The 12,448-nt window shown below is 48.0% G+C and carries 10 protein-coding genes; 8 read left to right on the forward strand and 2 right to left on the reverse strand.

The genetic code is table 11. The features are described 5' to 3' along the window. Positions 1-67: 67 nt before the first annotated feature. A complete protein-coding gene (locus U0358_RS00810) occupies positions 68-2,185 on the reverse strand; it encodes a TonB-dependent hemoglobin/transferrin/lactoferrin family receptor (protein WP_322406687.1) in 2,118 nt (705 codons plus the stop codon). 139 nt (positions 2,186-2,324) lie between these two features. On the opposite strand from U0358_RS00810, the gene U0358_RS00815 reads away from it, so the two are divergent. From U0358_RS00815 to U0358_RS00840, 6 genes are all read left to right on the forward strand, one after another. Beyond that, on the forward strand, positions 2,325-3,191 hold the full coding sequence (locus U0358_RS00815) for a heme/hemin ABC transporter substrate-binding protein (RefSeq protein WP_322407440.1): 867 nt from the start codon (positions 2,325-2,327) through the stop codon (positions 3,189-3,191). A 4-nt stretch (positions 3,192-3,195) separates the two neighbouring features. After that, positions 3,196-4,212, forward strand: a complete 1,017-nt coding sequence (locus U0358_RS00820) for a FecCD family ABC transporter permease (protein ID WP_317498081.1) — start codon at positions 3,196-3,198, stop codon at positions 4,210-4,212. Further along, complete coding sequence (locus U0358_RS00825; RefSeq protein ID WP_322406688.1) at positions 4,205-4,981, forward strand: ATP-binding cassette domain-containing protein; 777 nt, start codon at positions 4,205-4,207, stop codon at positions 4,979-4,981. The genes U0358_RS00820 and U0358_RS00825 overlap by 8 nt, the downstream gene beginning before the upstream one ends. A 13-nt stretch (positions 4,982-4,994) precedes the next feature. Continuing rightward, positions 4,995-5,729 (forward strand): HugZ family pyridoxamine 5'-phosphate oxidase, encoded by a 735-nt coding sequence (locus U0358_RS00830; protein WP_322406690.1) that lies wholly within the window; start codon positions 4,995-4,997, stop codon positions 5,727-5,729. A 79-nt stretch (positions 5,730-5,808) separates the two neighbouring features. After that, positions 5,809-6,873: a lysylphosphatidylglycerol synthase transmembrane domain-containing protein gene (locus U0358_RS00835; protein ID WP_322406691.1), complete on the forward strand. Its 1,065-nt coding sequence runs from the start codon at positions 5,809-5,811 to the stop codon at positions 6,871-6,873. Next, entirely contained in the window at positions 6,870-9,089 is a 2,220-nt protein-coding gene (locus tag U0358_RS00840; protein ID WP_322406692.1) for a glycosyltransferase, read from the forward strand. Before U0358_RS00835 ends, U0358_RS00840 begins: the two co-directional genes overlap by 4 nt. Before the next feature lie 14 nt (positions 9,090-9,103). Here the strand turns inward: U0358_RS00840 and U0358_RS00845 are convergent, their stop codons facing one another. Beyond that, a complete protein-coding gene (locus U0358_RS00845; protein ID WP_322406693.1) occupies positions 9,104-9,559 on the reverse strand; it encodes a DUF3429 domain-containing protein in 456 nt (151 codons plus the stop codon). 87 nt (positions 9,560-9,646) lie between these two features. Here U0358_RS00845 and U0358_RS00850 point away from each other — a divergent pair, with 87 nt between their 5' ends. After that, positions 9,647-10,996, forward strand: a complete 1,350-nt coding sequence (locus tag U0358_RS00850; RefSeq protein ID WP_322406694.1) for a DASH family cryptochrome — start codon at positions 9,647-9,649, stop codon at positions 10,994-10,996. 2 nt (positions 10,997-10,998) lie between these two features. Further along, positions 10,999-12,447 carry a cryptochrome/deoxyribodipyrimidine photo-lyase family protein gene (locus tag U0358_RS00855; protein WP_322406695.1) on the forward strand — a complete coding sequence of 483 codons (1,449 nt, stop codon included), beginning with the start codon at positions 10,999-11,001 and terminating at the stop codon, positions 12,445-12,447. The last annotated feature ends 1 nt before the right edge of the window (position 12,448 follow it).

The raw sequence follows: 12,448 nt of genomic DNA on the forward strand, positions 1-12,448 counted from the left end.
TGGCAATACTCCCTGGTTAAGTTTTTATGCCCCCAGTATTTGGGGGCTTTTTTTTGGCTGTTTTAGACTAAAAAGTGTATTTCACCTGCACCCCAAACGAACGTCCGGGCTGACTGTACTGCTCCGTCGAGGCTTCGCTCTGAAGGCCTGCCACACTCTGGTAAGGCACATAATACTTATCTGTTAAGTTACGCGCAGCAAGGTTAACTTGCCAGTTTGTCAGTGTGATACCTGCCAGTACATCAACGGTTGCGTAGCCCGGTGTTTGAATAGATTCATCGGTTGGAACTCGACTCATGCTGTCTACCGCGCTAACAACGCCGCGTATATACCAGTCGTTGCCGTGGTAACCGACTGAGGCATTACCGGAAAGCGGTGACAAAGTGGTCAGATAGTCATTCGTAGTTTCATCCTTACCGGTTGTGTAGGCAACTGACGAGGCCAATTGAATGTTGTCATTCAGCCAGTGAGTCACTGAGGCTTCAACGCCTTTTATCGTCACTTCGTCCTTATTAACATACTGATACTCGACGCGATCAACGCCGGGAATATAGGTGGGGCTGGTTCCGACAACCTGAGTATCGATAAAGTCGTCAAACTTGCTGTAAAAGGCGGACAGATTCCAGCGAGTGTTGTTATCCGCAAATTTCAGGCCGGTTTCCAGCGAGCGGCTGCTCTCAGGATCTAAGTCGGGATTAGGCAATATGGCATAAAAAGGTTCGATACCATGGTTCTGGTAGGCCTGATCATGAGGTGGAATTTTAAAGCCTTCGGCGTATTGAAGGTATCCGCGAATATCATTTGAGAAAGTGTATATAGCCGCCAGTTTAGGTGACAGAGCCGTTTCACGTATATCACTTAATAGCGACATATCGTAGAGTGCATTGTCTTGAGGCGTCATGCGGTAATGGTCGATACGAACACCTGCAATGAATTTAAGAGGCATATTTTTCAGCTGGATGTTGTCCTGCAGGAAGAGCCCGGCTAACCAGGTTTCAGCACCAGGAAAAGCTTTTTGCGGTTCGTTGTCCTGCAGTAAGGTGCCGTCTGCTGCTGTGCGAGTTTTAAAGCGTGGTCGTTCCGTGTCGTAGTAGTCAACATCGAATCCAAATACCAGGTCTTGTTCCACTTGGTTGCCGGACAACAAGGTTTCGCTCTGCCAGCGGGCACCAATAATACGTTGTTCAAAGCCATAATCGTTGTTGTCGATATAAGGACCGCCCTGGTCCGCACCTTGGACTATTTGGTCACTGTTTTGCTCGTAGTGACTCAAATACAGCTGCCAGTGTTGGGTATCGGTCAGCCAGTTGCTGTTATTATTGATATAGTCGATGGAAAAGGCGGTTTGTTTGTCTTCATCTTCGGTTTGCTCAGGCGGCTCCTGCAACTGCTCATTGTTTTGCTGGTAGTGGTCCAGAGTAAACTTAACCTCATTGTTATTCTTAAGCGCGATAGCCCACTTAGCCAGCACACCAACACTGTCGTAATCAAATTCCGGTAACGATTCCTCATAGTTCTGGGTTTCGTTTCCTTTGCGGGCGGTGAGCTGAATGGATGCCTGTGATCCGGAAAACTGTTTTGCCGCCTGCACACCTAAACTGCGTTCGTCTGCAATGCTATCAAAACCTGCCTGCAGGGAAAGTGCGTTTGATTCACCCTGGAGCATATCGTCAGGGTCAGGCGTCGTCAGAACAATAACCCCACCCAACCCGTCGGAGCCGTAGAGTGGCGATGCAGCGGCTTTGGCTACCTCAACTTGACTCAATTGTGAGACGTCCAGATAGCCCCGGCCAACCAGATATCCGCCACCGCCGGCATAGGCATCGTTTAAGCGTCGACCGTCTTTAATATAAACTACCCGGTTACCGCCAATGCCACGTATTGAGAGGGTTTGTGCCTGACCCTGGCTGCCGGTTGAACTGATGCTGGGGTCATACCGGAAAATATCCGACAGACTGTTGCTAACCTGAATATCAATTTCTTCGGCTGTCACCACACTGACCGCACCGGCAACTTCTTCCAGTTTTTCTTTACTGCGTGACCCAGTTACTACCAGTATTTCATCGGTTTCCAGCGTGGGTTTTGCTAAATCAGCTGCGTAAACAGTGGTTTGTAAGGTAGCGAATATTGCTGTCGCCAATAAGCTTTTTGCAAAGCCACCAGTTGCCTCATGTCCGTTATTCACTTTTCATCTCCAATCCTGACTAACACGTCGTATGAAAAAATCAATAAGATCTAAACGAAAATGATTTGCATTTGCAAGTGAAAGTTACTATTTTTGATTTAGGACAAAAAAGAAAACCTAATTCAGGAGTTTTATTGTGATGACAGGACGACAGTTTCTGGTTCATACCGGCGCCGCTTTTCTATTGTTATTTTCGTGGTTCGGACAGGCTGAGGATACGCTGGATAAGGAGGTTAACCAGTTAATAACCGCAGGCGGAACCTTAACCGACATCGTGTTTGCGCTGAATAAAGACGACAGTCTGATTGGCGTAGATACTTCCAGTACCTCACCTGCGGCTGTCAACAGGTTACCGAAAGTTGGTTACTACCGTAATTTATCGGCTGAAGGCGTTTTGAGCTTTGAGCCTGAGCATTTGTGGGTTCTGGAAGGTGGTGGTAGCGATAAAGTGTTGCAGCAAATTGAGCGGGCCGGAGTTTCTGTGGTTGTATTTGATAAGCCGACGTCGCTTCAGGAGCTGTACGAGCTAATCGAAAACATGGCGGATCGCTTTGGCGCGCAAGCCGAAGGAAAGCAGGTTATTGCCGGTATAAAGTCAGATTTGACGACGACTAGCTCGCGCAAAGAACCTTTAACGGCTCTGTTTGTTTTGCAGGCGTCAGAGCGAGGCGTGGTGGCAGCCGGGAAAGATACGGTACCGGATTTGCTTTTCAGTTACTCCGATATTAACAGTGTGTTTTCTCACGCCGGATTTAAGACCGTTTCTACTGAATATTTACTGGCAGAACAGCCGGACTTTTTAGTTGCTCCCGAGCATGTGGTTAAAAGCCACGGCAGTAAAGAAGCGTTTTGTCAGGCGCAGGCACTTAAGCTACTGGAAGCTGGGAAGACTTGCCGGGTTTTGGTTATGGACTCTTTGCTGGCGCTTGGTATGACAATCCGAATTGCAGAAGCTCAACAAGTGGTTGCTGAGTTTGCCAATGAAATAGCGTCGGGCAGGGAGTAAGACCATGCCGCTTGAACGTCGCTATTGGTTACTTGCCGGTGTTATGGGTATTGCCGTTAGCAGCATTCTGTTGCTTTCCAGCGGGCCGGTGATGTCGGACTGGCGGTTGCCCTTTATCTGGTTACCGGGAGTATTGTCTGAAGCTACCGATATTCAAAAGACGGTTTTAATTGATATTCGGTTACCCCGGTTGGTTTTAGGGCTAATGGTGGGCGCGGTGTTGGCGCAAAGTGGTACTGCAATGCAAACCTTGTGTCGTAACCCCCTGGCTGACCCCGGGCTCATTGGTATTTCCGGCGGCGCAGCAGTATTTGCACTGGCGGTGATTGCACTCGGACCCAACTATGGGTTGCAGGGACAGCTTTGGGTTTCCGCCGCGGCTTTTATCGGTGCGTTGCTGACCACTTTTGTGGTTTACCATTTGGCAGGCGGCCGTTCAGGAGTTCATGTCGCCACCTTACTGCTGGCAGGTGTTGCCATTAATGCGCTGGCCGGTTCCATTCTTGGGTTACTCAGCTACTACGCTAACGATGACGCTCTGAGGCTTATGAGTTTCTGGCAGATGGGGTCTCTGGCCGGAGCGGACTGGCAACAATTACCACTTGGCTTTTTGTTTATGGGCGTTAGCTGCGTTGCACTCTTTATTCAGCGCCGGGCAATTAACACACTGCTTTTAGGAGAACGACAAGCGCGTTACCTGGGCGTTAATGTCGGTGCTCTAAAGCGTCGGATAATTTTCTTCGTTGCGCTTGGCGTTGGCGGAGCTGTTGCCTTAACCGGCATGATTGGCTTTATCGGACTGATTATTCCCCACATAGCGCGAATGCTGGTTGGCGCTAATGTGCGCTGGTTAATGCCAGTATCCATGTTGTTTGGCGCGGCCATTTTAGTGCTTACCGACTGGTTGGCAAAAACACTGGTTGCTCCGGCGGAATTACCTATTGGCATTATTACGGCGGCTATCGGCGCGCCATTTTTTATTTATTTGCTTATAAAGCAACGACGGAGGTTTTATGCTTGATATCGATGTGTCGAATCTATCTATTGGCCGGCAGCAAGTGTTAACGTCACTGAACCTGAGTTTAGAAGCCCACCAATTTGTTGCGATTGTGGGTGAAAACGGCGCGGGTAAATCCACCTTTTTAAACATGTTGGCGGGGGAACTTACTTATAATGGTTCTATTTACTTAAATGGAAGAGAACTGAACTCCTGGGATGCTTTGAAACTGGCACCGATAAGAGCGGTTATGGAGCAACACCAGGCCGCGCCTGAAGGGTTATCGGTTAAGGAACTGGTGGCCATGGGGCGATATTGGTCACAGGAGTCTGATGCCGATGCGGAACAACGCGCAACCCGATGGTTAAGCCGCTTTGATTTAGCCCAAATGGGTGAGCGAGGCATTGAAACCTTGTCTGGTGGTGAACAACAGCGGGCACATTTAGCCCGGTGTTTATGTCAGCTAGATAAAGACTTGCCGGGCGAACAATTGTTGCTGCTGGATGAACCGACCTCAGCACTGGATGTTTATCATCAACATGCGGTGTTGCATGAAATTAAGTCATTCAGCCAAAAAGGCAACCTGGTTCTGTCGGTTATGCACGATTTAAACCTGGCCTCTTTGTATGCCGACCAAGTCATTGTTTTAGGCAATAACTGTATTCAGCATGTCGACAGACCCGAGAGTGTTTTCCGGGAAGACATTCTGGAAAGAACCTATCGCACACCGGTGCATGTCAGCTCGCATCCGAGCTTTTTAAAACCAATGATTTTCACCGAGCCAAGACCTTGAGGAGCATTTTACAATGAATGAACGAATAAAAGCGGCGCGGGAAGCGCGATTACTAGCGCAAAATAAAGATACCGCAGTGCTGTCTACTATCTCAAAAAAGTTACAGGGGTATCCGTTCGGGTCGGTATCACCTTTTATGCTTTCTGCAGAAGGTCAGGTCGTATTTTATGTGTCTGATATTGCCCAGCATGCCCGCAATTTATCAGTAGATAGCCGTTTAAGCGTTACCGTATTTGATGCGGTTGAAAGCGGTGACCAGAATACTCACGGACGACTGACGCTAACAGGTAATGCCCGACCTCTAGGCGATAAATCGTTAGGGGAGTTGTACTTCCGGCGCTTTCCCAGTGCATTAAGTTATCGCAACGCGCACGACTTTAAATTTTGGCAAATGGACGTTGAGCACGTTCGGTATATTGGGGGATTTGGTAAGATTTTCTGGATTAATCCGGCTGAATGGCTGTTACCTGAGCCCCAATGGCATACCGTAGACGCTTTGCAGATGATCCAGCATATGAATGATGACCATGCCGATGCTTGCGGCCTGATTTTGCGCCACCAAAAAGCGGAGTTCAGAAACTCTGCAGGCACTGTCGAAATGAGCAGTATTTACCCGGACGGTTTCCACCTAATTGCCGATGAACACAGTATTTTCATTCCTTTTGAGACGGACTGCGCGACAGCCGGTGAGATCAGAAAGCAACTAGTGAAAATGACTCATGACGCACGGCAGTCGGCGGCTGCGTAATGTAAGGTTTTTGACATCCCTTCCCAGCAACTCCATAATCCTTAATCTTTAGGCTTTGTGGGGAGTAAACGGCAGCAAGATGGCAGCTTCAGCGGAAGAAGAAAAACAATACAGAGCCTCATGGAAACGCTTAGCGCTGTTTAGTGTGTTATTTGTTTTACTCACGGCTGCCGGGTTTTACGCCATTTATGACCACTTTTCCGGTCGCAGCCTAACCTTCGATTTTCGTTTGTTTGCCCCTGAAGTTTTAAGTGCCGCAGTCTTGCTGTTGCTGGTGTATTTTGCCGCCGACGGCCTTCGGCTTTACTACACTTTGCGTGCTCTGGGTTACCGTATTCCCAAAAAAGCCATGGCTAAACTGGTCTTCATTAATATCTTCTTCTCTAATATTACGCCTATGGCCACGGGTGGCGGTTTCGCGCAGGTTTGGTTTTTACACGAGCACGGAGTGCCTATTGGGCGGGCGACCGCTGCCACTACTATTCGTACGGTCTTGGCTATTTTCTTTATTTTTTCGCTGACACCGGTGTTCTTGCTGACGCTGGAACCACTGCAGGACAAGGCCATTATTGGTGAAATTGGTACGGCTCTTGCCGTTTTCATAGTGCTTTATCTGCTTTTTTTCGCGGTGGTTTTATTGCGGGCGCATTGGTTAATTGTGCCGCTAAGCTATTTATGTAAAGCGGTGCACAAGCTGCAACTGATCAGTGCGGAGCGTCATCTGCGCTGGCAATACAAAACTCGCCGAGAAATGCTGCGCTTTTCCCGTAGCTTTTCGGTGTATTGTCGCGGCTCTAAAGCGGCTATTGCACTGTCAGTATTGTTCACCTTTATTTTCCTGCTTAGCTTATTCAGTTTTCCGGCGTTGTTAATGTGGGGCTTAGGATACGACGTTGACTATCTTGTCAGTCTGGGGTTACTGGTGGTTACTACTTTTATCATGTATTTCGCGCCAACGCCCGGTGCTTCGGGTATTTCCGAGGGGGTATTTGGCAGCTTTTTCAGTGACATTCTAGCCAGTAACCATTTACTGTTAGTCACCTTTAGCTGGCGCTTTTTGACCATTTATCTTGGTATGTTACTGGGGCTTTTTATTTTACAGCGTTACTTAGTTCAGTCGGCTAAAGTGCAGGGCGTACAATGAATAAAACCAAATTACTGAAAGTCTTGTTTTACCTCAATATTGCGGTTGTGGTTGGGCTTATTGGCTATAAAGTTTATTTGAATTTGGTCATCTCTGAGTTTGAAGCAGAACATACTGAACAGCTCTCAGACATTAGCGCCCGGCTGGAAGGGCAGGACAGTTATAGCTTTGCCGTAGTGGGTAATATCAATAACTCGGTCGGTATTTTCGAGCGTCGCATTATTCCTATGCTGAACGACACCGACGTTGATTTTTTAGTGTCGGCAGGGAATGCGGTGAGCAGCGGCGGTGAGGACAAATACAGAGCGATTCAAGGTACCTTGTCGCGGCTGGATATGCCGTATTTACTGACCTTCGGTAACAATGAGTATGAAGAGTTCGGCAGCTTCCGTTTTTATGACCATTACGGCCCGCATTTTTTCAGTTTTACCGCCGATGACAGTCGCTTTATTTTCTTAGACAGCACGGGGAAAACACCATGGCAATGGCAGCTGCGCTGGTTAACGGACATTCTTAAAGCCGACGATTCAAAGCATCGCTTTGTTTTTATTGGTCACCCACCTCTGGAGCCGGAAGAGGAGTTCTTTTTAGCCCAGGAGGACGATTTTTTGCAACCCCTGGAGTTTCGCCATGCGTTACTGCAGACAATAAGCAACTTCGGGGTCGATCGTGTCTTTTCATCCAATATTTCTATTTACTCCGAGCGTGAGCACAACGGCACTCCCTATATCACTACTGGTGGCGCGGGTGGTCTGGTACTGAATCAGGACGAAAGCTTTTACCATTATGTGAAAGTAACAGTAAATGCCGACGGCTCGGTTGAGCACTCCGTTGAAGAGCTGGAAATTGGTCAGCACCCCATTCTAAAACAACTGGAAAGCCTATGGTTCTTTATTCACTCGTTGTTTTACGTGGGCTACCTGAATTTTATTCTGCTGGTGAGCCTGTTTTTGGTTATTAGTACCAAATTGTACAACGCGGTATTCGTCGGTAAAGATTACTACCCGGACTACGATATTGACCCGCAGCCCTGGTTCAAAAAGCCGTTGCGCGTGACCATGTTCACTAATAATTATCTGCCTTTTATCGGTGGTGTGCCAATTTCTATCGAGCGCCTGCGCCTGGGGTTAGTTAAGCTCAAAGATAAGGTATTGGTTGTTGCGCCGCGCTATCAGCAAAGTAGTGAAAAAGAAGAGCATGTGGTGCGTATGCCGTCGCTGTTTTCTTTTGGTGAAAAGAGTGAGTTTCAGTTTGCCAATATTTTCTCCGGTGCCGTGCGTAAAAAGGTTAAAGCCTTTAAACCGGATATTATTCACGTTCACCATCCGTTCTGGATAGGTTCGCTTGGGGTCTTTATTGCGCGTCGCCTGAAAGTGCCAGTGGTTTATACTTATCACACGCGGCTGGAACATTATGCGCACTTTGTGTTTTTACCCGGTTCGTTGTTCCGTAATATTATTGCGCACTTTTTGGTGCGTCGCTTTGCCAATAAATGCGACGGCGTAATTGTGCCGACACAGTCGACGGAAGAATACCTGCGTATGATAGGGGTTAAGAAGCCGACGTTTGTTCAGCCAACGGGTATTGAGTTTGAGCGTTTCCAGCAAGTTGACGACAAGAAAATAGAAGAGCTACGCCAGCAACAAAAACTAGGCGATGAAACGGTGTTTGTCAGCGTGTCCCGGTTGTCTAATGAGAAGAATATCGATTTTATGATTGATGCGGTGGCGCAACTGAAAGCGCAAACCGATAAGCCTTTCCGTTTGCTCATTGTTGGGGACGGTCATCAACGCCATAGGTTACAGGAACGCATTGATAACATGAAACTCCAGCAGTACATTACTCTGGTAGGCTCAGTTCCGCCGGAAGACATGGCCGCCTGGTATCAGTTAGGTGACGCCTTCTTGTTTGCTTCGCAGTCGGAAACTCAGGGTATGGTGATTCTGGAAGCTATGGCAGCGGGTTTACCCGTGGTTGCTGTACGCTCCAGCGGTATAGACGATGTTGTTGAAGACGGATACAACGGCTACAAGACCCCGGCTAAGCAGGCCTTGTGGTGTGAGCGGGTAAAACAGTTGCTGGATGATGAAGCGTTGCGCCAGAGCCTCGCGGAAAATGCTCTGGCTTTTGCCCGCGACTATTCGGTGGAAAAATTCAGTGATGACGTGCGCCACATTTATGCGGAAACTCTGGCGCGGTATCACGAGAAAAAATAGTGCTACAACTAGCGCTACAAAATGTGGTTACCAAAGACCAGTAATTGGCAGACGATGACAATGGTCGTTAATAATACCCGTATACGGTAGTAGCCCATATAAGCCGTCATAGCCGAACTGCGCGCCAGCTTTTGTTCAAAGTACAGAACTAAGGCAAAGCCCACCATCTGCATACCTAATGACCAGGCTGGCGCGTTAATTAAAATAGTGAACCAGGCCGCTAAAGCGAAAACATTGCTTAATAACAGTAAACCTGTGGTTTTTTCGCTTTCCGCGCGGTGCAGTGCCCGGCCCCATAAAGTGCCACCCAGAAAACTGAGAATAATAGCGCCGTAAGTCATTAACAACTCTAAAGGTGAAATGCCCCACCAGGTTCCTGTATGCATTAAAGCCGCAAGCGACGATGCCAGAAAGGGAATAAGCCCTAAAAAGCCCAGGGTATAAATTAGCCAGTTTTTACCTTTGTTCATAAAAAATGAGTCCACCAGAAGTCAGTTATTTATATTTTACGGTCATTGTTCTCTTTACGTTTAGTCCAATTCTAAATGACTTACGTAATGAATGCTAAACAACAACTCGTATTCATTATGGCAGATTATCGGTTAGGTCTATTTGTATTTCGGAATGATCTCAGGGTTGAAGACAACCTGGCGCTTTATGAAGCTGCGCAGCGCAGTGAAACACTCATCTGCTGCTTTTGTTTTAATCCGGCAAATAATAAGTATGGCCACTATGGCACTCAGACCATGGGTAAACATCGCTTTAGTTTTTTGCAGCAGAGCTTAAAGCAACTGCGAACCGAGCTGGAAAAGCGTGGACAAAAACTCATTGTTTGGGCCGGAACATTTGACCGAATTTTAACTGAGCTCATTTCCGAACGTCGGGCGGATGCGGTTTTCCTCAGCCAGCATCAGGGTTACTACGAACAGCTTGAATTGGGTTTGTTGCAGCAACGGTTTCCATTTCTGCCTTTTCATGAGGTGCCAAACAACACCTTGTTTTCGGAGTCGGAGCTGCCGTTCGATTTGGCCGGTTTACCGGAAACCTTTTCTCAATTCAGGAAAAAAGTAGAGCCGTTGAGCCGTGACTTTTCGGTTCAGCCGATAAACGCATTACCTCCATTACCAGAGAACATCCGTTATCCGGGCTTCAAGACAGAAACTTTGAATGAATTTGCGTCAGCTGATTTTGAAGGTGGAGAAAAGGCCGGTTTAGCGCATTTAACACGCTACTTTTCTGGTCAGTCTGCCGGTACTTATAAACAAACACGAAATGCTTTAGATGACTTTTCGAGCTCAACCAAGTTTTCGCCCTGGCTTGCGCAGGGCTGCCTTTCTGTCCGGCAAATTATGACGGCGTTAAGAGAGTACGAAGCGCAGTTTGGCGAGAGTGAATCCAGCTACTGGATAAGTTTTGAGCTGTTGTGGCGCGAGTATTTTTTCTGGTACGCACTGAAGCATGGAAAACGTCTGTTCGCTTTTTCCGGACTCTCCGGCAAGTCACCCAAAACCAGCTTTTATTCTGAAAGGTTTCAGATGTGGTGCTCTGGCAATACGCCTTATCCTATTGTTAACGCTTGTATGAAGCAGTTGAATGCCACCGGTTATATGTCGAACAGGGGGCGGCAGTTGGTTGCCAGTTGTTTTGTACACGAGCTGAGCCTGGACTGGCGCTACGGTGCGGCCTATTTTGAACAGCAGCTGATTGATTACGACGTTTCCTCCAACTGGGGCAACTGGCAGTATCTGGCGGGTGTAGGAGCCGATCCCAGAGGGCATCGTCAGTTTAATCTGGAAAAGCAAACCGAGCGCTACGACCCGGACAATGAGTTTATTGAGCGCTGGGCTGGCGACTTATCTGGGCAACCCATAGACAGCGTTGATGCCGCAGACTGGCCGGTGCAGTGAACATGAGTCGCACTGCAGTAGTTTGGTTAAAACGCGATTTGCGACTCTCCGACCATGATGCGTTAGCTGCGGCGCTGAAGCATCATGACTCGGTTTTGCTGTGGTACAACTTTGAACCGATGTTGCTAGATGACCCGCATTACGACATGCGGCACTGGCGGTTTGTCTGGCAAAGCCTTTGTGACATGAACGAGCAGCTAAAACCCTATGGTGTAAATCTGCATATTTCCTGCGGTGATACTTTAGAGCAGTTGCAGCGCATACAGAATAAACTTGGCAGCATTGAGCTGTATAGCTACCAGGAAATTGGCTTAATTAATACCTACCAGCGTGACAAGCAGGTTTCCAGGTTTTGCCGTGAGCAAAACATAAACTGGCACGAGTCTTCCTATGGTGCGGTCATCAGGGCGGCTCGTTCGCGTTCGAACTGGCGTAAAAACTGGAACCGAGTGATGCGGCTTGAGTCTGAAACGCTCGATTTAACAAGAATTATTGCCAGTCCTTTTGAGCTTTACCGTGCGCCCGCAGAGTGGCAGGCGCATGACCCGTTGTTTCAAAAGGGCGGAGAACTGGAAGCACGACGGACGTTGTTATCGTTTTTTGAAGGCCGGGGAAAACTGTACAGTGTGAATATTTCCAAACCGGGATTAAGCCGCGAGAGTTGCAGCCGACTTTCTGCGTACCTTGCCTGGGGTAATTTAAGTCTACGGCAGGTATACCAGTATTGTTTAACCTACTGGCAGACACCCGGCTGGAGAAAACCGCTGCGGGCGCTGGTTTCTCGCTTGCACTGGCATTGTCACTTTATTCAAAAGTTTGAAAGTGAGATAAGTCAGCAGCTTAAGCCTATTAACCGCGGTTATGAGACCTTGCCGTTTCGGAAGGATGAATCAGTTGCTCAGCATTTAGAGGCCTGGAAACAGGGTAGAACGGGCTACCCGCTGGTGGATGCCTGTATGCGCTGCCTGATTAAAACGGGTTACATTAACTTCAGAATGCGCGCTATGTTGGTGAGTTTTTTGTGTCATTATCTGGCAATAGACTGGCGTCTGGGGGCTGATTATCTAGCGTCACTTTTCCTCGACTTTGAGCCGGGCATTCATTATCCCCAGTTTCAAATGCAGGCGGGCGTGACCGGCATTAATACCGTGCGCATATACAACCCGACAAAACAGGCTCTTGAACAGGATACCGAGGGTACTTTTATACGAACCTGGCTGCCTGAGCTTGCCGAACTGCCGAATGAGTTGCTAATAGAACCCTGGCAGTTGACGCCCTTGGAATCGGCCATGTTCGATATTGAGCTGGGCACCGATTACCCGTATCCGATCGTCGACAAAGACGAATATCGTGGGACCATGAGTAAAAACCTTTGGGACTGGCGCAAGAGCTCTCTTGTTCAATTAGAAAATAAAAGAATACTGAGCCGACACGTTGATCGTTCAGGTTAGA

It is taken from the genome of Idiomarina sp. PL1-037, assembly GCF_034422975.1.
Classification (GTDB): domain Bacteria; phylum Pseudomonadota; class Gammaproteobacteria; order Enterobacterales; family Alteromonadaceae; genus Idiomarina.